The organism is Alkalihalobacillus sp. CinArs1, from assembly GCF_947387515.1.
Taxonomy (GTDB): domain Bacteria; phylum Bacillota; class Bacilli; order Bacillales; family Guptibacillaceae; genus Guptibacillus.
In genome coordinates, this window is record NZ_CANDOB010000001.1 from 379,084 (window position 1) to 400,356 (window position 21,273).

The 21,273-nt window shown below is 41.4% G+C and carries 22 protein-coding genes; 3 read left to right on the plus strand and 19 right to left on the minus strand.

Going from position 1 to position 21,273, the window contains the following annotated elements; all coding sequences use genetic code 11:
- Positions 1–18: 18 nt before the first annotated feature.
- On the minus strand, positions 19–657 hold the full coding sequence (locus tag PFZ69_RS02175) for a class I SAM-dependent DNA methyltransferase (protein WP_270179386.1): 639 nt from the start codon (positions 655–657) through the stop codon (positions 19–21).
- Between the two features lie 170 nt (positions 658–827).
- Here PFZ69_RS02175 and PFZ69_RS02180 point away from each other — a divergent pair, with 170 nt between their 5' ends.
- Positions 828–1,034 carry a YrzA family protein gene (locus PFZ69_RS02180; RefSeq protein ID WP_270179387.1) on the plus strand — a complete coding sequence of 69 codons (207 nt, stop codon included), beginning with the start codon at positions 828–830 and terminating at the stop codon, positions 1,032–1,034.
- Positions 1,035–1,081: 47 nt separating this feature from the next.
- Here PFZ69_RS02180 and PFZ69_RS02185 read toward each other — a convergent pair whose 3' ends face one another.
- The 18 genes from PFZ69_RS02185 to PFZ69_RS02270 all read right to left on the minus strand — a co-directional run bounded on the left by PFZ69_RS02185 (position 1,082) and on the right by PFZ69_RS02270 (position 18,943).
- Positions 1,082–1,738 (minus strand): YrrS family protein, encoded by a 657-nt coding sequence (locus tag PFZ69_RS02185; protein ID WP_270179388.1) that lies wholly within the window; start codon positions 1,736–1,738, stop codon positions 1,082–1,084.
- A gap of 95 nt (positions 1,739–1,833) precedes the next feature.
- Positions 1,834–3,549, minus strand: coding sequence for a peptidoglycan D,D-transpeptidase FtsI family protein (locus PFZ69_RS02190; protein WP_270179389.1), 1,716 nt, complete (start codon positions 3,547–3,549; stop codon positions 1,834–1,836).
- Positions 3,550–3,665: 116 nt separating this feature from the next.
- Entirely contained in the window at positions 3,666–4,142 is a 477-nt protein-coding gene (gene greA / locus PFZ69_RS02195) for a transcription elongation factor GreA (protein ID WP_270179390.1), read from the minus strand.
- Positions 4,143–4,226: 84 nt separating this feature from the next.
- Positions 4,227–4,862 carry a uridine kinase gene (gene udk, locus PFZ69_RS02200; RefSeq protein ID WP_224878548.1) on the minus strand — a complete coding sequence of 212 codons (636 nt, stop codon included), beginning with the start codon at positions 4,860–4,862 and terminating at the stop codon, positions 4,227–4,229.
- A gap of 61 nt (positions 4,863–4,923) precedes the next feature.
- On the minus strand, positions 4,924–5,565 hold the full coding sequence (locus PFZ69_RS02205; RefSeq protein ID WP_270179391.1) for an O-methyltransferase: 642 nt from the start codon (positions 5,563–5,565) through the stop codon (positions 4,924–4,926).
- Between the two features lie 82 nt (positions 5,566–5,647).
- Positions 5,648–6,805 carry an endolytic transglycosylase MltG gene (gene mltG, locus PFZ69_RS02210; RefSeq protein ID WP_270179392.1) on the minus strand — a complete coding sequence of 386 codons (1,158 nt, stop codon included), beginning with the start codon at positions 6,803–6,805 and terminating at the stop codon, positions 5,648–5,650.
- A 189-nt stretch (positions 6,806–6,994) separates the two neighbouring features.
- Positions 6,995–7,279 carry a DUF1292 domain-containing protein gene (locus PFZ69_RS02215; RefSeq protein WP_270179393.1) on the minus strand — a complete coding sequence of 95 codons (285 nt, stop codon included), beginning with the start codon at positions 7,277–7,279 and terminating at the stop codon, positions 6,995–6,997.
- 12 nt (positions 7,280–7,291) lie between these two features.
- The gene (gene ruvX / locus PFZ69_RS02220; RefSeq protein ID WP_270179394.1) at positions 7,292–7,711 is read right to left on the minus strand and encodes a Holliday junction resolvase RuvX; all 420 of its coding nucleotides are present in this window, start codon (positions 7,709–7,711) and stop codon (positions 7,292–7,294) included.
- A 9-nt stretch (positions 7,712–7,720) separates the two neighbouring features.
- Positions 7,721–7,984: an IreB family regulatory phosphoprotein gene (locus tag PFZ69_RS02225; RefSeq protein WP_270179395.1), complete on the minus strand. Its 264-nt coding sequence runs from the start codon at positions 7,982–7,984 to the stop codon at positions 7,721–7,723.
- A gap of 77 nt (positions 7,985–8,061) precedes the next feature.
- A complete protein-coding gene (gene alaS / locus PFZ69_RS02230) occupies positions 8,062–10,695 on the minus strand; it encodes an alanine--tRNA ligase (protein WP_270180598.1) in 2,634 nt (877 codons plus the stop codon).
- 361 nt (positions 10,696–11,056) lie between these two features.
- Entirely contained in the window at positions 11,057–12,121 is a 1,065-nt protein-coding gene (locus tag PFZ69_RS02235; RefSeq protein ID WP_270179396.1) for an AI-2E family transporter, read from the minus strand.
- Between the two features lie 22 nt (positions 12,122–12,143).
- Entirely contained in the window at positions 12,144–12,332 is a 189-nt protein-coding gene (locus PFZ69_RS02240; RefSeq protein ID WP_270179397.1) for a hypothetical protein, read from the minus strand.
- 129 nt (positions 12,333–12,461) lie between these two features.
- On the minus strand, positions 12,462–14,735 hold the full coding sequence (gene recD2 / locus PFZ69_RS02245; RefSeq protein ID WP_270179398.1) for an SF1B family DNA helicase RecD2: 2,274 nt from the start codon (positions 14,733–14,735) through the stop codon (positions 12,462–12,464).
- Positions 14,736–14,761: 26 nt separating this feature from the next.
- The gene (locus PFZ69_RS02250) at positions 14,762–15,430 is read right to left on the minus strand and encodes a tetratricopeptide repeat protein (protein ID WP_270179399.1); all 669 of its coding nucleotides are present in this window, start codon (positions 15,428–15,430) and stop codon (positions 14,762–14,764) included.
- A gap of 105 nt (positions 15,431–15,535) precedes the next feature.
- Complete coding sequence (gene mnmA, locus PFZ69_RS02255) at positions 15,536–16,651, minus strand: tRNA 2-thiouridine(34) synthase MnmA (RefSeq protein ID WP_270179400.1); 1,116 nt, start codon at positions 16,649–16,651, stop codon at positions 15,536–15,538.
- 46 nt (positions 16,652–16,697) lie between these two features.
- Positions 16,698–17,840: a cysteine desulfurase family protein gene (locus PFZ69_RS02260; RefSeq protein WP_270179401.1), complete on the minus strand. Its 1,143-nt coding sequence runs from the start codon at positions 17,838–17,840 to the stop codon at positions 16,698–16,700.
- A 43-nt stretch (positions 17,841–17,883) separates the two neighbouring features.
- Positions 17,884–18,303: a cysteine metabolism transcriptional regulator CymR gene (gene cymR / locus PFZ69_RS02265; RefSeq protein WP_270179402.1), complete on the minus strand. Its 420-nt coding sequence runs from the start codon at positions 18,301–18,303 to the stop codon at positions 17,884–17,886.
- Positions 18,236–18,943 (minus strand): YczE/YyaS/YitT family protein, encoded by a 708-nt coding sequence (locus PFZ69_RS02270; RefSeq protein WP_270179403.1) that lies wholly within the window; start codon positions 18,941–18,943, stop codon positions 18,236–18,238. Before PFZ69_RS02270 ends, cymR begins: the two co-directional genes overlap by 68 nt.
- Before the next feature lie 142 nt (positions 18,944–19,085).
- Between PFZ69_RS02270 and PFZ69_RS02275 the strand changes: the two genes are divergently transcribed.
- Complete coding sequence (locus PFZ69_RS02275) at positions 19,086–20,429, plus strand: AAA family ATPase (protein WP_270179404.1); 1,344 nt, start codon at positions 19,086–19,088, stop codon at positions 20,427–20,429.
- A gap of 153 nt (positions 20,430–20,582) precedes the next feature.
- Positions 20,583–21,263 carry an RsfA family transcriptional regulator gene (locus tag PFZ69_RS02280; protein ID WP_270179405.1) on the plus strand — a complete coding sequence of 227 codons (681 nt, stop codon included), beginning with the start codon at positions 20,583–20,585 and terminating at the stop codon, positions 21,261–21,263.
- The last annotated feature ends 10 nt before the right edge of the window (positions 21,264–21,273 follow it).

A 21,273-nucleotide genomic window follows, 5' to 3' on the forward strand; every position in this document is an offset into this window, starting at 1 on the left:
ACGTACTCCTTTACAGTTTCATTTTTTGACCGCTTCTATCAGCCAAACAAAATCGTTCAACTGAGTAAAAGCTACCTCAAATCCATTTTTCTTAAATAATTCTTCTAGCACCGGAATAGTCGTATAATATTCCGTCTGTAAGTCTTGAAGTAAATTCAAATACCCCTGTGACTTTACTTTTTCATGCATTTTTGTCCTAGCATCCTCATTTTGGAATGCCGTGTCTGCAAATACAATTTTATCATTCTCACTCAGTAGTTGGCTATATTTGTGAATAGCTTCTTCCTTTTCAGTGTCGGTCAAATGATGGAACGCGTACGTACTCACAATCGTTTGAACCGAATGTTCAAGCTCTGGATAATCTAGAAAATCCCCATCTAAAAGCGTTAACTTCGGGAACCTTTCCTTAGCTTTGTCTCTCATCGCTTTGGACGGCTCCACGCCAGTCACACTTAACCCTTTATCCAATAGAATAGCAGTGAGATTACCTGTTCCTACCCCAAACTCAAGCACATTACCCACAGATGCGTGAGCTACAGAAGCGAGTATTTGAGTGTATCCTTTGAATACATCACGATACTCTTCGTCCTGACCTGATACGGTCGTATCATAAGAGTCAGCCCACCGCTCAAACAAATCAATGAATTCTCTCCCCATTATATCTTCACATCACTTTCATAATTTAATTCATAGTATTAAGGTATGAATAATATGCTTTTATGGTTCTAATTTAACACAAACCTTTTTACATATCAATTTGTCAGTTTTCTTCTTAAGGTGTAAAATTATAAATTGCGAAGGATGGATTAAGAAAAGGAGAGACAAAGATGGAATTTTCTCTTGAACGAATTGATGACAAAGTGGAATTTTTCGAGTCGTTTTCCCTTGAAGATCTCGAGAAGAAAATCCAAGTTCAAATCGATAACAACCGGGCTTTGATGCTACACGTTCACCATGTTCAGCACCAGGTGTTAACAAACGAAAAAACAGGCAGACCCTATTATTCAGCCGTTGTACATTTTAAAGCAAAATAAAAAAGGGAGCGGACCTCAATCATGAGATCTGCTCCCTTTCTTCATATTCATTTTACTTTAGCGCTGACAGGTTTCCAGCCTTTTTCATCGACCCACTCTAGTTCAACGACATACTGCGTCCCATCGCCGCCTTTTTGACTAACAGTTGCTTCAGACTTTTGAGGTCCTCCGTTTCCACCAAGCCAATGTACGACCATTTCTTCTTTAGGAAAGCCGACTACTGTCTCAACAGCATCTAGCTTTTCGTTCCAGTCAACGCTACCTTTGTCATAGCTTGATACGTGATTACTACTGTCTTGAGATGTTCCTACAGGTTGCCATGGTCCTTCTAGATTGACCTCACCGGACTCGTTAGAAGCTTCCTCTTCTTCAGAAGCGTTTTCGTCATTTTGTTCTTTGTCATCTTGAGACTCTTCTTCGTTCTTAGTTTCTTCATTACTAGCGTCATCGTTAGTTTCTTCATCTGTTGCTGAATCGCTTGCCTCATCAGAAGTAACTGCATCTTCCGTATTGCTATTGTTTGATTCGGATTGAGTTGCTTCAGTAGAGGCTGTTTCCTCCCCAGCAGTTGGTTCGGTATTATCGCCATTAAAAAAGATATTTACAATAAGAATCAGGATGACTACTCCTACTATTCCAATAAGACTGTTTAAAATGATATTTTGTTTTCTTTTTGAATGACGAGCATTATATCGTGATTTCACGTTCATCCACTCCTCTATTTAACTGTTGCTCATATTCTACCATCTCTAGAGGATTCGTTTAAGGCTTGACTTTTCCTTCTATAACCAAAAATTTTCTAGTATAAGGTGTTTACAATCTTTCCAAACGCTTCATATGCCTTGTACTCCTTATCTTTTCTTTCAAAATCTACGACTGCTAATGCGTACCGTGGTTCATCATATGGGAAATAACCAACAAACCATTGATAATCATAGTCCGCATTTCCGCCTGGTTCTGCAGTACCTGATTTACCAGCAACCTCTACTGGAAGGTCAGCGAGAAATGATCTTCCTGTTCCGCTCACAACTACTTCTCTTAAAGCATTTTGAAGATCACCAACGACGTCAGATGAAAGGGTTTTGCTGGTAAGCTTCTTTTCCTGAAAGCTTAAAAAAGTAGTGTTATTTTGATAGAGAATATCCGAAACAGCTCTAACCTGCTTTGCATCGCCGCCCCTGGCAATTGTAGCCATCATGTTTGCTAATGATAAAGGGCTTACTTTTACGTTTAACTGTCCGATCGCCGTTTGATCTATTGCCTTTCTGATGCGCTTATCCTTTTCATTCGCAAAGAAAACGGGCTTTGATTCATCAGGAAACTGCTGAAAACCCTCATAGTGATAGAGTGTATTGGTCCACCCTACAGTTGTTGAAATACCGAGTTTTTCAGCGGTTTTCTCGATGACGTCAGGATCTTTATCAAGTAATTCTTCAGCGAGTATGGCAAACGTTGCATTGCAGCTAGCTGCGAAACTACTTTTGAGATCTAGTACGCCAAGTTCACGTTTTTCAGGACCATCTCGATAAACATTTCGATCACAATCGAACGTCCTTTCATTAGAAATACCATTTTCATAGGCTGCAGCGAGAATGACTGTTTTAAAGACGGATCCAGGGAAGAAGCCTTTCACCATTTTGTTTGTAGCACCATCCCCTAAAGGATCATCTTCGTTAAAGTTTGGTCTACTCACCATGCTAAGGACATTACTATTCTTGATATCGAGTAATACAGCTCCCCCATTCGTAATTTTTGTTTGATCTAGAGCATTTTCTACCTTCTGTTGAAGATCTGTATCTACCGTTGTTTTCACTTGTAGAGGATAGAAAGAGTCAGCATTTGTAAACATTTTTACATCTAGGCCAAGCAATGGATTACCTTTACGGTCTGCGTGATACAAGAGCTTGGACTCCCCTTCAGAGATTAGAAAAGGATCAAAAGCTAACTGCAAACCAGAAATTCCGAGCCTTGTATGCTGATCAACTAACCCTTCGTTCCATTTTTCAGGGTATTTAGACTTCATTAATTCTGGATTCGTCCGGACACTTCCGATTAAATGACTAGCTAATCGATCCTTCGATTCTGGTTGATAGACTGCGTAAACCCCTGGTATTCTAAGATCATTTATGCTCACCATTTCACTCTTCGTGAGTGTTTTATCTAATCTAAAAGGCTGTGTTTTACCTTGCAAAGCTTTGTTTAGTTCACTTGGAGGAACATCAATTATTTCTGAAACTTTATCGATCGGCCATTCTCTTTCACTTAAGAAAGGAAAAAGAATCAATGATGGAATTGAACCTCTCATAGGCTCACCATTACGGTCGAGTAGAGTCCCTCTCCCATCACTTAAAATAAACGACTGCGTACGTTGATTTATACTTGCTTCTACAAGATTAACTTCATGATTTGAAAAAGAATTCGTATCGATAAGTTGAATCTGAACTAAGCGTCCTATAAGTAATCCAAAACATAAAAGGAAAAGAATTGCGACAATCGTTATTCTTCGAACCCCCATACACTTCACCTCAGTAAGAGTCTCGCCTCTTCTAAGGCATTTCAAACCCAAGGAGCTTTGAACTAAGCAGAACCAAAAAGAAAAGGACGACCGGTCGGCCGTCCTTTTCAGGTTCCTTATTTCACTTCTAAAATTTCAACGCGGATTTCTCCACCTGGTGTTTGTACGTTAACCTTTTCACCGATCTGACGGCCAAGAAGGCTCTTAGCCATAGGAGAATCATTTGAGATCTTACCTTCGAACGGATCCGCTTCAGCACTTCCTACGATGACATATTCCTCTTCATCTCCATCAGGAATTTCTGCGAATTTCACTCGCTTACCGATCGTTACAACATTGGAAGCACTTTGATCTTCCTCAATAATTTCAGCGTTACGAATCATATTTTCTACAGTAGTGATTCGCGCTTCAACGAATGCTTGTTCATCTTTTGCTGCGTCGTACTCAGAGTTCTCAGAAAGATCTCCAAAACTACGAGCAACTTTGATACGCTCTACTACTTCTTTTCTTTTCTCTGTCTTTAGATGCTCAAGTTCTTGCTCGAGCTTTTCTTTACCATCTTTGGTCATATAATACTTTTTGTCGTCTGCCATTTTGTTCACTCCTTCATCAATTAAGGGCAATCAGTCGTAATAAACTGTATGAAAAAAAGAGGTATTTATTACCTCATTAATTCGTTATAGCATTGCTTTGTCCTCTAAAATGGTATGAATCTTGGTCGTCATAAGATCGATCGCGACACGATTCTGACCACCTTCTGGGATTATAATATCTGCATAGCGTTTAGTAGGCTCGATAAATTGTAAATGCATCGGTCGTACAACAGAAGTGTACTGTTCAACAACCGAATCAAGGGTACGACCTCGGTCCCTTATATCTCGAACCATTCTTCTTAAAATACGGATATCTGCATCTGTATCAACGAACAGCTTGATATCCATCAAGTCTCTAAGACGCTCATCTTCTAAAATCAAAATACCTTCTAAAATAATGACATCTTTTGGTTCAACAGGAATAATTTTATCAGATCTTGTGTGAACTGTATAGTCATAGACAGGTTTTTCAATGGAATTATAAGACATTAGTTCCTTTACATGTTGAATAAGTAAATCATTGTCAAAAGCGAGTGGGTGATCATAGTTGGTATCTAGTCGTTCATCCATAGATTTCTCACTTTGATCTTTATAATAAGAATCTTGTTCGATTACTAATACCGATTGATCAGCAAACTGCTTAAAAATTTCTCTCGTTACGGTAGTTTTGCCTGAACCTGAACCCCCGGCAACACCAATTACAACAGGTCTATTAACCATAATCCTTCCCTTTCTATTATAGAAAAACCGTTCGTACAGCCGTACGCCGGTTTCTCCTTCATCATGAGTTTTTCTTACTTACTGCTAATCCATCACCGATTGGATAAATCGTCGTATCCAAAGATGGATGCGACATTAGAAATTCGTTATATTCACGAAGCTTTTTAACCATAGAACGAAATCGTTTTTCTTCAATTTCTTCTTCAGCGACCATTCCTCTGAACAGAATATTATCTGAGAAAATGACTCCTTGAGGCTGCAAGCTACCATAGAACTCATCAAAGAAACGTTTGTACTGTCCTTTTGCAGCATCTATGAAAAGTGATTGATATGGCCCATGCGATTTTAACTCTTGCGAAAGCTCAAACGCATCTCCAAACAAAATCTTAATTCTATGAGCGTAACCTGCTTTTTCAACGTTGGAAACTGCTTCATGGTAGCGGGCTTCATCGCGCTCCACCGTTACAATTTCCGTCTCTGGCATCATTTCAGCCATACGGATTGCAGAATAACCTATCGCAGTACCAATTTCAAGAATGCGGTCAGGGTTTAGAAAAGACATCACCTGAAGCATAACAGCAAGACTCGTCTGTTCCATGATCGGAATGTGATGATCTCGTGCATATCGCTCCATCTCTTCTATCAATTCTGCCCTTTTTGGTCGTAAAGATTCCAAATATTGTTCAACATGATCGGATATCATCCACGTTCCTCCTTCATGTAGCCCGAACTATTTTATCACAAAATAAAGGGGAATGGTAGTCGTACTTACCATTCCCTGAAACTTATTCTGAATTAGCTTCCTCTTCTTCTTTCTTTCTGTAATACTCATCCCATTCCTCGTCATATTTCGCTCGAACTTTATTGTGCTCAGCATTCGTCTCAGAAAAGATGGTTTCCCCATTAGGGCGAGCATAGAAATAGAGATCATCAGTCTGATCAGGTTCAATTGCTGCAATAATCGAAGATTGACCTGGATTTGCGATCGGACCTACTGGAAGTCCTTTCTTTTGATACGTATTATATGGCGAATTCGCATCAAGTTCACTCTGTGTGATTTCACCGGACTGTTCTCCTCTAGCATAAATGACGGTAGGGTCTGTTTGGAGTAGCATGCCTTGCTCCATACGATTTCTAAACACAGCAGAAATCTTCTCTCTGTCGGCTTTCGCTGATGCTTCTTCCTCTATCAGTGATGCCATCGTCATAAATTCATGAATTGAAAGTTCGCCACTTTCGACATCGCTTCGATAGGATGCTAACACGGCTTCTGTTTTCTCTAGCATCTTCTTAACAGCAAGTTCTACGGTTGGTTCTTCTTCAAAATCATAGGTAGCCGGGAATAAATAACCTTCTAGCGGATGTCTGATGTCTTCATTTAAGATTTCATCAGTCAGGAACCAATATTCATTGATCAGGGCCTTTAAATACTCTTCGTCATCTAGTTTTTTGATAACTTCTTCAGGCTTCATATCAAGCTCTTTACCGATACGAGCGGCAATATCCTCAATCCAAATTCCTTCAGGTAGAGTGATTTTAGCAACTGATTCTTTCATCACTTTTCCACTTTTTAGCTTTGAAATAACCTCATCCATCGTCATAGATGGGGAAAGCTCATAATCACCAGCTTGAAACCCGCTTTCGTTCTTATATTTCACATAATAGCGAAATGCTGTTCCATCTTTGATGATCCCTTTTTCCTCAAGAATTTCACCAATCGATGAAGTTGATGAGCCAATTGGAATCGAGACAGCTTTTTGCTTTTCGCTATCGGGATCAACTGGCTGTAATGTATTCTTTATGTAGAAATAACCACCTGTAATAACAGCTGCCATCGTAATCGTAAGTAGTAACAAAATGATAAATACAACTTTTCTTACAGTTCTATTCTCATTTTGGCGTTTTAATAAATTCTCTTTGTATTGTTCTTTATAATCTGACAACGCCTCTGCCCCCTTCACTCGTTCCCATTATACTATAGATCGACTCGCTCTACCGCTCCTCAAAAAAATTTCCAATTTGTATTATACTAGGTAACCGTTACACTTTGTAGCCTTTTGTCTATTTATGCTATAAAAACTTCCCAATAATGTAAAAGGCCGCCGATTCATTCATCGGCGGCCTTTAATATGTTACTCGTTGTCCTCTTCTTCAGAGAACGTGTTCAACATTTCTTCAACCATTTCCCATTCTTTATCAGACTCGATTGGGAATAATTTGTAGTCACGATCTTCATTGTCTTCTTCTTCATAACGGAACGCGTAAACTTCAACTTCATCTTCGCTATCAGCTTGATCAGCTGGAACGACTGTTAAGTAAGAGTTTCCGTTCTCTTCCACATCAAATGTGAATAGTACCTGGAATAAATGCTCGTCTCCGTTTTCATCTGGAATGATAATTCTTTCTTTTTCCTCCATGTTTTCACCTCATTAAATTTGCTTGCTGTCTAAATATCCTTGAAGGATCATAACAGCAGCCATTTTGTCGATAACTTTTTTTCGCTTTTTACGGCTCACATCGGCACTGATCAACATTCGCTCAGCAGCAACTGTCGTTAACCTCTCATCCCACATTTCTACAGGAAGATCTGTGCTTTCTTTTAAACGATCAGCAAACTCCATACAAGCTTCACCGCTAGGGCCAATCGAACCATTCATATTTTTGGGAAGGCCAACAATAATTTTGCTAACCTCATTCCCGTTTATGATATCCATTAACCGTTCAGGTATTACATCTGGCTGATCCGGATCACGCTTTACCGTTTCTAGACCCTGCGCAGTCCACCCCATCAGATCGCTTACTGCAACGCCAATCGTTTTCGTGCCAACATCTAAACCAAGTGTTTTCATGCTGTCTCCTTATCTCTGGTTGTGTGTAAGATACGACTTGACGAGCTCTTCGATCAACTCATCGCGCTCAAGCTTACGAATTAAGCTTCTCGCATCATTATGTCTAGGAATGTAAGCCGGATCCCCAGAAAGGAGGTACCCCACGATCTGGTTGATCGGATTGTAACCTTTTTCTTGAAGAGCGCCGTAAACGGTGAGTAAAACTTCCTGGACATCATGATTATCTGCATCATCTGGAAAGTTGAATTTCATTGTTTTGTCCATTGAACTCATTCCTTACACCTCTTTCCACGATCCCACTAGAATCGTAACTGTTCCTCTAAATCTCATTGTACACTACTGAAACCTAATTAGGAAATGGATTTCACCCATTCTGTTGTGTAAGCCAACGCTTCATCGAGCTTTTCCGGATCTTTTCCTCCAGCTTGTGCCATGTCAGGGCGTCCACCGCCGCCACCACCGCAACGAGTCGCTAGTTCCTTGATTAGTTTTCCTGCATGATATCCTTCTTTTACAAGATCATCTGTGATCCCTGCAGCTAGTTGAACTTTTCCATCAGCACCACTACCAAGTACTACGATAACACTACCAAGCTGAGATTTCATATCATCTACAATCGTTCTCAAGTTATTCATGTCAGTATCAATACGTTTAGCTACCACTTTTACTCCATCGACTTCCTGTACTTCAGTAGACATCTGTTTTGCTTCTACATTAGCTAGCTTCGAAGTGAGTGATTCGTTTTGACGCTGAAGATCTCGAATTTGGGATAGTAACGACTCGGTACGAGACGGTACATCTTTCAAGTTTGACTTTAACAGATTAGCTGTTTCTTTAAGGATGCCAACTTGTGAATTGAGGGCTTGGTATGCACCTTCACCTGTAACTGCTTCGATACGACGCGTACCTGCACCGATTCCCGCTTCAGAAACGATTTTAAACAGGCCGATTTCAGCAGTGTTCTGAACATGTGTACCACCACATAGTTCTAAGCTGTAGTCTCCTACACGTACAACTCGGACAGTATCACCATACTTCTCTCCAAACAACGCAGTTGCACCCATTGCTTTTGCTTCGTCTATCGGTTTCACCATCGTTTGTACTGGGATGTTTGCCCAGATCTGATCGTTTACTCTCTTTTCGATTTCCTCTAATTCACTAGCTGAAATTTGTCCAAAGTGAGAGAAGTCAAAGCGCAGTCGCTCGTATCCAACAAGAGATCCTGCCTGATTAACGTGTTCACCAAGTACATCTTTTAAAGCCTGGTGAAGAAGATGGGTAGCTGTATGGTTCTTAACGATCGAAGCTCTGCTCGTTGGATTTATTTCAGCAGTTACTTTAGAACCTGTCTTGATTGAACCTGACTCAACAACAGCTGTATGAACGTGTTGTCCGTTAGGAGCTTTTTGCACGTCTTTAACACGTAAGAGTACTCCCTCTCCGCGGATGACACCTGGATCTGCAACCTGACCACCGCTCTCAGCGTAGAATGGTGTCTTGCTGAGGATGAGTTGAATTTCGTCTCCTTCTGTTGCTTCCTCCGTTACTTCTTTGTCTTTGATCAACGTTGCAACTTCTGTTTCAGCTGTTCGTTCATCATATCCCACAAAGTCACTTGCTACTGAAAGATCACCAAGTGCTCCACCTTGAACTTGCATAGAGCCAACATCTTGACGCGCTTCACGTGCACGTTTTCGCTGCATCTCCATTTCCTTCTCAAACCCAGTACGGTCGATTTCCATTCCTTCTTCTTCTGCATACTCTTCCGTAAGTTCAACAGGGAAGCCGTACGTATCATACAGACGGAATACATCACTTCCAGAAATAACGGTAGTTCCACTCTCTTTCCCTTTTTTAATAATTTGAGAAAGAATCGCAAGTCCTTCATTCAACGTTTCGTAGAATCTTTCTTCTTCATTTTTAATGACCTTTTGAATGAAGTCTTGCTTTTCATTAACTTCTGGATAAAACTCAACCATGATATCCCCAACCACAGGGACAAGCTCATACATGAAAGGACGGTTGATGCCGATTTGCTTCGCAAAACGAACCGCACGACGAAGAAGTCGTCTTAACACATACCCTCTTCCTTCGTTTGAAGGGAGCGCTCCGTCTCCAATTGCGAATGTTACAGTACGAATGTGATCTGCGATGACTTTAAATGCTGTGTCAGACTCTTTAGCTTCACCATAGCTGACATCTGCCATTCGTTCAGTTTCACGAATCGTTGGAATGAAAAGATCGGTATCATAGTTCGTCTTTGCGTCCTGAATAACGGACACCATTCTTTCAAGCCCCATCCCTGTATCGATGTTTTTCTTAGGAAGAGGTGTATATGTTCCGTCAGGATTGTGATTGAACTGTGAAAATACAAGGTTCCAAATTTCTAAGTAACGTTCGTTTTCGCCCCCAGGATATAGCTCTTCCTCTGGATCGTCTTCACCATAACTTTCTCCACGATCATAAAAGATTTCAGTGTTTGGACCACTCGGACCTTCACCGATATCCCAGAAGTTCCCTTCGATTCGTATGATGCGTTCTTCTGGTAAACCAATCTTCTCTTTCCAAATCGTGAATGCCTCATCATCTTCTGGATGAATGGTTACGGATAGCTTTTCTGGATCAAAACCGATCCAATCTTTACTCGTTAAGAATTCCCAACCCCATTCGATTGCCTCTTCTTTAAAATACTCTCCAATCGAAAAGTTACCGAGCATTTCAAAGAATGTATGGTGACGAGCAGTTTTCCCTACGTTTTCGATATCATTCGTACGGATCGACTTTTGTGCGTTGACGATCCTTGGATTATCAGGAGTAACGCGACCATCAAAATATTTCTTTAGTGTTGCTACTCCACTGTTAATCCAAAGCAGCGTTGGATCTTCGTGCGGAACGAGGGAAGCGCTTGGCTCGACGGAATGACTCTTTTCTTTGAAAAAGTCTATGAACATTTGTCTTACATCAGCTGAAGTTAAATTCTTCATCATGAAATCCTCCTTTTTTCTTAAGCAACTGTTCGTGATCGTTAATCATTTGGGCAGAACCATACAAAAAGCTCCCGCCCCTGATATAAATCAGGGACGAGAGCTATCATATACTCACGCGGTACCACCCTGGTTATAGGCTATGCCTATCACCTCAAGCAACCGTAACGTGGTTGAGACGGCGGAGATTAAACCGCACTCAGGATTAGCGTTCTGCTGTCTCACTTTGAAGCTCTTCCAGCCTTGGAGCTTCTCTCTGATGGATATCTTCATACCCGTAAAGCGATAATCAGCATACTCGGTCCGTCATTGTGTTTGCATCATGTTCTGCGGTTATTATAGTCAAAGAAAGAATCGTTTGTCAATGCTTTGCTTCGCGTTCATTTTTATATAGGATTAAAGCTTTTAATACAGCCAGTACAGGTACTGCTAGAATCAGCCCTATTATGCCTGCGATTTCACCACCAGCGAGCAGTCCGAAGATAATAATGACCGGATGAATATGAAGGCTTCTACCTACGATATATGGAGATAGAATATTGCTTTCGATAAATTGCAGGACAAGAATAACGACTAGCGTAATGATCGCCATTTTCATCGACACTGTAGATGCGATGAGAAGAGCCGGTGCTGCTCCAAGAAACGGACCGAAGTATGGAATGATATCTGTGATACCAACGATGATTCCGAGCAAGATCGCGTATGGTAACTTGATTAGCCAGAAACCAATAACGGCAAGCACACCAAGTACAGTGATAACGAAAAATTGTCCTCGAATATAGTTACCAAGCGATTCGTCGATTCGAATTACTAGCTCTTTACCCGGCTCCCTCCATTTCAAAGGCATGATTTTCCACATCGTTTTTTTTAATGTTTCGAAGTCTTTTAGCAAGTAAAATACGATGAAAGGAATGATCATGATCACAAAAAAGGAACTCAAAAGCTTCTTCGCTAGTTTAATTCCAAGTGAGAGTGTTTGGTTTACCGCTTCTTCAGCATCCCTGAAAGCTTGGTCCACTTTATCTTGAAGTGCGGGTGGTAGGGATGAGGTGTAGTCATAGATGCGATGCACCGCCTCACGATACATCTCCATGAAAACCGGCACGTTTTCCATCAGCTCCTGTGACTGCTTCACAATATGAGGTAGACCTTTGAAGATTGCGAAACCAGTCCCTCCAAAGAACAAAAGATAGATTAAGAGGACCGCTAGTGACCTAGGAAGACCTTCTTTATGGATCTTTTCAATGATTGGATGCAGCAGATAGGTGATGAGTGATGCAATGAGAAACGGCACTAAAAGGACCGCGATCACATCAAGAATCGGCTTCCAAATAGGCGCAAGTTTTAAAAACACATAAATGCACAAAAAAGCGAGCAGGAGAGTAGTTAAATAGATGACCCAATTAAAGTTCCATTCTTTCTTCATATCCACTCCCTCCTGCTTTTACTTACATTTCTATTCGCATATCATAGTCTTCGAACAGATCATCTAATGACGTTAAAGACCCATCTTCCTCAACCTGATGAAGAGAAAGCATTCCTTTCACGACCGACATTTCAACAAAACAATTCCAACAGTAAAACTGGTTTGCACCGATCTTACCTATGTTTTTACTTTTACAATTCGGACATTCCAAAGGTTTCAACCTCCTGTATAACAATTCATAGAGATACCTACCATATTGTCCACTTCAACATGGTTCTATACAGGCAGTAGGAATTTCGAAAAACAAAAAAAGCCAGATGGCGATCACCATCGGCTTCTCTTATGTTTCATTCATCTCCATCGGAGGAATAAGCGTCTCTTGTAGTTTTTCAGTCAGTCGTGTGTTCCTTATTTGATCATCTTCTGTTTGAATCGCGAGCTTGATCGCCTGCTCTTCACCACAAACGATCAAGTAATCTTTGCTTCGCGTTACAGCAGTATAGATGAGGTTCTTTCTGAGCATACGGTAATACCCTTTAACGACAGGCAATACGACAATCGGAAATTCACTCCCCTGTGACTTATGAATGGAACAACAGTAAGCATGTGTGAGTTGATTAAAATCTCCGCGTTCATATACAACTTCTTGTCCATCAAAAGCAACGACGAGTTGATCTTGCTTTTCTGTATTTTCTCTTGCAAAGAACACCGATACAATTTCACCCATATCGCCGTTATAAACATGCTCTTCTGGATTATTGACAAGTTGAAGCACTTTATCACCAACACGATAAACAAGATCTCCATGTGGAAGCTCTCGGCGTTGATCTGACGGCGGATTGAACAACTTCTGAAGCTCTTTGTTCAACCGATCTACCCCGGCTGTGCCACGGTACATCGGCGCTAGAACTTGAATATCTTTAGGAGAATATCCTTTTTTCAGAGCATTCCCACACACTTGTGATACAACCTCGATAATCTGCTGTTGATTACAAGGGAAGAACCTCCTGTCGGGTGTAGGCGTACTAAACTTCTCTGGTAGAACGCCATCTTTTATAGAATGAGCAAGTTGAATGATAGAAGAACCTTCTGCTTGACGATAAATATCCGTAAGCTTACAGACTGGTACCGCTTCAGAATGAATCAAATCCTTCAATACTTGCCCTGGGCCGACGGAAGGAAGCTGATCCTCATCACCTACTATAACGACTTGAATGTGTTCAGGCAGCGATTTAAAAAGTTGGTTAGCAAGCCATACGTCGACCATCGATACTTCATCGACTATTAAGAGCCGGCCTTCAACCGGATTCGTTTCGTCATGTTCGAACCCCGCTTCACCTTTCCAACCTAAAAGTCTATGGATTGTGAAAGCAGGGAGACCTGTCGCTTCACTCATTCGTTTCGCCGCCCTTCCGGTTGGAGCGACTAACAATACAGGAAATGGTTTTTCTTTCGAGTAATCTTTAAGCTCCAACGAAAGCCCATTAAGTTCTGCGTAGATTTCAACAATTCCTTTAATAACAGTCGTTTTCCCTGTACCAGGACCTCCGGTTAGGATCATAAAAGGGGAAGAAATTGCTCTTTGAACAGCCTCTCTTTGAGAAGGTGCGTACTGTATACCGAGACGCTCTTCAAAATCGCCAAGCGCTCGATAGAATTCGGATTCAGGAAAAGCATCTTCGTACTCCGTTTGAGTCATTAGTTTATTAATTCCGGAAACCAAACCTTTTTCTGCATAGTAGAGGGAATGGAGATAGATTCTCTCACGATCTAGGATTAGCTTATCCTCCTCATAAAGTGAAATAAGCTCTCTAGAGACATCCGCTTCGTCTATCTTTTCACCTAAAAGCATATCTACAGACTTGATTAAAGCATCGTATTCAAGGTACACGTGTCCTTCCTGAAGTGTTTGCTCATTGAGCGTATGAAGGCAAGCTGCTCGAATTCGTTCCGGATGCTTTCCTTCGATTCCAATCGACCGACCTAGTTCATCCGCTCTTCTAAAACCGATTCCTTCCACATCCTGTATCAGCTGATAGGGGTTTTTCTCAACGATTTCAAGGGTTTCCTGCTTATATTCTTTGAAGATCTTCATAGAAAGTTTTGCACCAAAACCAAGCTCAGTAAGCCTGATCATAATTTGATCGAGTCCCTGATGCTCCATGAGAGATTCATAGAGGGTTTTTGCTTTCTCCTCTGACAGCTTCGGAACTTGACTTAGGATGGATGAATCTCTCATTATTTTTGAGATCGCCTGATCGCCAAGCGTATCGACAATAGCCTCAGCCGTTTTTTCCCCTATCCCGTTGAATAAATCGCTCGATAAATATTGTACGAGCCCCGACCTCGACTCTGGAAGCTTACGTTCAAAAGAATCGATCGCGTACTGCTTGCCATAGCGTGGGTGGTCAGTAAAACGACCATAAAAGACATAGGTTTCGTCTTCTAATAGCCTAGGAATCATGCCGTTGACAACGACTTCTCTTTCGTCGTAATTTTCGTTCGTAGCATCGATCCGGAGTCTCGCAACTCCATACAAACTATCTTCATTAAAAAAGATCATCTGTATGAGTCTACCTTTTATGAATCCTTTCTCTTCCTGCACCTGAACCATGTAAACTTCTCCCCAATAACCTGAATTTATTCGTTATTGTTTAGCACTGCTTCCATCTGCTTCTTACCGTTTCCTGCCAAAAGGTGATCCGGCTGAATTTCTAGAGCACGGTCAAAGCATTTCAAAGCTTCATTCGCATCATCCTGATAGGCATGGCTAACACCTAGGTTGAACCACGCATCTGCATGTTCTGGTTCTTCCTTCACAACCTTTTCAAACTGAGGTAGCGCCGTTTCAACCGCTCCTTCTTGTGCTAAGCACATTGCATATTGAAATCGAGCTTCCGTATCAGCTTCATTTAGCTCTGTCGCTCGTTGGAAAAATGGAAGTGCAAGGCGCATGGCATCCTGCATCATAAAGCACTGACCGATCATAAAATGCACATCGCTTTGATCGAGACCCTTTTGAATTGCACTTTGGTACATATCTGCAGCATCTTTATATTGTTCGAGTTGGAAAAAAGCATTTCCTGCTCCGTAGTAAGCTGTCGCTTGGGTATCATCTAGTTCGATCGCTTTTTCAAAGAACTTAACGGATTGTTCAAGCTCACCAGCTTGTGCCAACAGATTTCCTACATTTGTATAAGCTACTGGATCATTTGGACTTTCTTCGATCGCTTCATAAAGAAGTGTTACAGCTTTCTCTAGTTCACCATCATTCATTGCTTTGATCGCTTGTTCATTTTTATTACTCATGACAAAAACTCCTTATCGTTAACCTTAATTTCTAGTGTAGCATATCTATGCGCATCTATCGCACCTATAAAACAGCCTCATTTCACAATGGAAATGAGGCTGTGATTACACGTATGTGAGTTCAGTTTCGTTCTTGAACACTTGGTCAATCGTTGCTCCACCTAGACATTCATCACCATCATAGAAAACGACGGCTTGTCCTGGCGTTATCGCACGAACTGGCTCATCAAACGTTACCTTCAATCGATCATCGTCCAACATTGTGACGGTGACGCCTGAATCCTGTTGACGATACCTGAATTTAGCTGTGCATTTCAGAGGTTCATCGATCTTGTGGTTTGATACCCAGCTCGAATTTACAGCGATTAAAGAATCGGAATAAAGCTTCTCATTATGGAAACCTTGATCAACATACAACACGTTGTCTTCTAGGTTTTTACCTACAACAAACCATGGCTCGCCTTCACCACCGATTCCAAGACCATGCCTTTGACCAATCGTGTAGTACATGAGACCATCATGCTTCCCTTTGACCTCGCCTTGCAGAGTCTCCATCTTACCTGGTTGAGCAGGTAAGTATTGGCTCAAGAATTCTTTGAAGTTTCTCTCACCAATAAAACAAATTCCTGTGCTGTCTTTTTTCTTGGCTGTTGCAAGACCTGCGCGCTCAGCAATTTCGCGAACTTCTTTCTTTTCGATTCCACCTAGTGGAAACATCACTTTAGAAAGCTGTTCTTGTGTTAACTGATTTAAGAAGTACGTTTGGTCCTTATTGTTATCGATGCCTCGAAGCATCTTCACTTCGCCATCGCGTTCTACTACCTGAGCATAATGACCTGTTGCAAGGTAGTCTGCACCTAACGTCATCGCATGTTCAAGGAACGCTTTGAACTTGATTTCTTTATTACACATCACATCAGGATTTGGTGTACGGCCACCTTTATATTCATCTAGGAAATAAGTAAATACTTTATCCCAGTACTGCTTCTCAAAATTTACTGCGTAGTAAGGAATGCCAATCTGGTTGCATACACGGATAACATCGTTATAATCTTCCGTAGCTGTGCAAACTCCGTTCTCGTCGGTGTCGTCCCAGTTCTTCATGAAAATGCCGATTACATCGTAGCCCTGTTCTTTTAATAGAAGCGCTGCAACAGATGAATCAACACCTCCGGACATCCCAACCACGACTCGCGTATCTTCTGGCTTTTTTGCTGTCATGGTTGCACCTCCTTTTTACTAACACAAACGTTGTGTCGAAACTATTTTATAACTTCTTTAATCGATTGACAATCTTTACGACTTCTTCCGCCGCTCTTACTGCATCTTCAACCGTATTACCATACCCAAAGCTAAAGCGAATTGCCGTTTGAGCACGTTCTTCATCATGAAACATCGCTTTTAAAACATGAGATGGTTCATGGGAGCCTGCTGTACATGCAGAACCACTTGAGACTGCGATTCCAGCTAAATCAAGATTCATCAACATCGGCTCCACACTAGCACCCTTAAAGCTGATATTTACAACATGAGGAAGTTTATGCACTTGATCACCATTGAGCTCGTATTCGATCGAGTTTTCTTCAAAAATAGCAATCATCGTTTCTTTCATCTTATGGTAAAGAGCGATTCTTTCTTCACGATCGGAACGTATTAAATCAGCTGCTTTTTGCAAACCTACGATTCCTGGAACATTCTCTGTTCCTGCCCGCCTTTTGCGCTCTTGTTCTCCTCCATGTGAGTACGGAGCGATGGAAATACCTTCTTTAATGTAAAGAAATCCGACACCTTTAGGCCCGTTAATTTTGTGAGAAGAAACCGAAAGCATATCGATTCCAATCTCTTTGACGTCGAGGTCGATCAGACCATAAGCTTGTACAGCGTCTGTATGGAATGGGATGCTGTGGTCTTTTGATACTTGTACGATCTCCTTTATTGGTTGGATCGTACCCGTTTCATTATTTCCATACATAATCGTGATTAAAATCGTTTCATCTCGAATAGCATTTTTTAACTCTTCGATCGAGATACGTCCATCTTCACCGACTGATAAGTATGTGACGTCGAACCCTTCTTTTTCAAGAGACTCACATGCGTGAAGTGCAGCATGATGTTCGATAGCTGATGTAATAATATGATTTCCTTTGTTGGCATTCGCTTTTGCAGTACCGATGATCGCTAAGTTATCTGCCTCGGTCCCACCACTTGTAAACACAATTTCATTCGGATGTGCATTGATACTTTTTGCAATACTACTTCTTGCTTCATCAAGAGCATGTCTCGTCTTCCGCCCAAACTGATGAATACTAGAAGGATTCCCGAATTCGTTGTGAAGAGAAGCCGTCATGACTTCAATCACATCAGGGTGAACCGGCGATGTTGCAGCGTGATCCATATAAATTGCTTTCATGTAACCTTCACCTCTATAAACGGTAGTTAACCCGTATTCTTCATTAGATGTAGAACATGTAACTGTCCTGCTCTCCCTCACCTTCATATGTCGCAAGATCTTGGAGTGTTGTGGAGTCTAATACATCTTTAACGGCATCTCGAATCTTAAGCCAAAGATCTCTTTTCGCTGGTTCTTCATCATCCATGACTTCTACAGGACTGATTGGACCTTCAAGAACGCGAATGATATCTCCAGCTGTAATCGTTGAAGCATCTTTCGATAAAATATAGCCTCCGTATGCACCGCGCACACTTTTCACAAGTCCTGCGTTACGTAACGGTGCAATAAGCTGCTCAAGATAATGTTCTGAAAGATTGTTGCTTCTAGCGATTGATTTCAATGAAGTTGGCCCTTCACCGTGCTTTTTTGCCAACTCCATCATAATAGTCAACCCGTACCTTCCCTTTGTTGAAATCTTCATTTCTAATCCCTCTTTCCGTCAATCGAGCTACTAGGTACTTGCATTGTGGTAGTGAATAACCCACGATTGGACCAATCGAGATACAAAAGAGAAGTGTCCCTATCGAAACTGGTCCTTTCATTAACCATCCGAGCGCAAGTACGATAATTTCCATTGATAGTCTAATATGTTGTACCTTCCAGCCAGTCCTTTTTGTTAATACGAGCATTAAACTGTCTCTTGGACCCGCACCTTTGTCTGCTGCTATATAGAGACCGATGCCATATCCCATCACTACGATTCCAAATGCTAACATAATGAGCTGACCTAGAAGATGGTCTGGTGTTTTTAATATAGGAAGCCATAAGTAAAAATCAAGAAAGATTCCGACTAAGAGCATATTAAGAAATGCGCCTGCTTTTGGCCACTCTTTTTCCATAAAAGCAGTTGTTGCTATGATTAAGAATCCTACGATGATCGACCATGTTCCGATAGAAAGACCGACCTGGTGGTACAATCCAATGTGAAATACATCCCATGGAGCACTCCCAGCTTCCGCTTTAATCATGAGTGCGATACCAAAAGTCATAACGAGCAAGCCGGCTACGAAAACGCTCCAACTCATCCAGAATTCAGCCAACACTTGTTTATACGTCTTCATTTTATCCCTCTTAACCTGCTTTTTAGTCATTAATGGCCGATTCTGTTAGTAAACCTTCGCTATTATAGCACGAAAGGGTTTTTCTTGCATTTCCAAAAACCATGTAGTATGTTTCAACTATCTATGAAAGGGCGGATGTACGATGGATTTATTCGATTATTCTTCTAAACAGAAAAACACGCTATCAGGTCCTCTAGCTAGCAGAATGCGCCCACGGACGATTGAGGAATTTATTGGTCAAGATCATATAATCGGTGAAGGAAAACTCTTGAGAAGAGCCATTCAAGCTGATCAGCTAACCCCGATGATTTTCTTTGGTCCTCCTGGAACTGGGAAAACGACTCTTGCTCGCATTATCGCGAACACGACTGCTGCACACTTCGAGCAATTGAACGCCGTTACTTCTGGGGTTTCCGATATTAGAAGACTATCAACCGAGGCGAAAGAGCGCGTTAAGCTCGATGACAAACGAACGGTCCTGTTCATCGATGAAATTCACAGATTCAATAAATCACAACAAGACGCACTCCTTCCATATGTTGAGGATGGAACTGTCGTTCTAATTGGCGCGACGACTGAGAGTCCGATGTTTGAAATCAATCCAGCTTTGCTGTCTAGATCAAGACTTTTCCGTTTTGAACACCTAACGGATGAAACGATAAAACGTGTTCTTCTTCAGGCGATCAACGATGACGTCAGAGGATATGGCAAGTATTCGCTTCATATAGAAGATGAAGCACTCGAACATATCGTGGATGTAGCGAACGGGGATGCAAGAACTGCATTAAATGCATTAGAACTCGCCGTATTGACAACTTCGCCTAACGAAGATGGAAAACTTGTTATCACGCTTGCAATCGCGGAAGAATCGATTCAACAAAGAGTTCTTCAATATGACAAAGATAGTGATAACCACTACGACACGATTTCGGCATTTATTAAAAGTATACGAGGTTCAGATCCAGATGCTACTCTATACTGGCTAGCAAAAATGATTTATGCCGGTGAAGATCCCCGCTTCATTGCTCGCAGGCTCTATGTTCATGCAGCAGAAGATATCGGATTAGCAGATCCTAACGCACTTCTCGTTGCACATGCAGCCAGCTATTCCGTTGAGTTCTTAGGGATGCCAGAAGCCAGAATTCCGTTAGCTGAAGCTGCCCTTTACCTAGCAACCGCTCCAAAAAGCAATGCGGTCATCAAAGGTATCGACTCTGCTTTAGAAGCTGTAAAGAAAGAAAAGACAGGGACAGTTCCTGTGCATTTAAGAGATTCCCATTATAAAGGCGCGAAAGAACTCGGCCATGGAATCGACTACAAATATCCTCATGATTTCCCTGGCGGATATGTTCCACAACAGTATCTTCCGGATCACATGAGAAGAAAAACGTTCTATAAACCTACCGAGCGCGGCCACGAAAGAACCGTCCAGAAAAGGTTAGACTATTTTAATGAACGTATCAAATCAGAGAGTAAGAAACCGTAACAGCAGTGCACCGCACTGCTGTTTTCTTTCTACCTTTTATCAATCTACCTTAAATTTACAAGTCTTCTGTATAAATTCTTTCATACTGGCAAAGCTATGATTACTTTCAAAAAATGCTATGAAGTTTACAGAATATAAAGGGGTTGAGCCAATATGAAAGTTAGACAAGATGCCTGGTCACATGAAGACGATTTAATGCTAGCTGAAACAGTACTACGTCATGTTCGGGAAGGAAGCACACAGTTAAACGCATTCGAAGAAGTAGGAGATCGCCTAAGTCGTACCTCAGCAGCAGTCGGCTTTAGATGGAACGCGATCGTTCGTCAACGCTATGAGCAAGCATTAAAGCTTGCGAAAAAGCAAAGGAAAGAAATGAAGCGCGCTGAGCGTAGACAGCCAGCTGAATACAAAGCCGACTATACTGTAAGAGAGAAAACAACTCAGGTTCCACAATACAGTGAAGTCATCCAACCTACTAAGGTTCAAAACGAAAGACCTAGTGCAACAGAAAAACCTACTGAGCTTACGATGCGTGACATTATTACTTACCTTACAAATATGGAGCATTCTCAGTATTCGACTAGCAGACTTCAATCTGAAATGCAAAAACTAGAATTAGAAAATAAGGATCTCGTAGAAGAAAACGCTCTTCTTCACCAAAAGGTAAAAAGGCTAGAGAATGAGCAGCAGGTAATGAAGGAAGATTATCAGTCTCTGATTCAAATTATGGATCGAGCAAGAAGAATGGTAGTTCTCAATGAATCCGAAGAGCTTGCAGCAGGTCCTGCATTCAAGATGGATAAAAACGGAAACCTTGAAAAACTTGCTAGATAAATGAATTAAA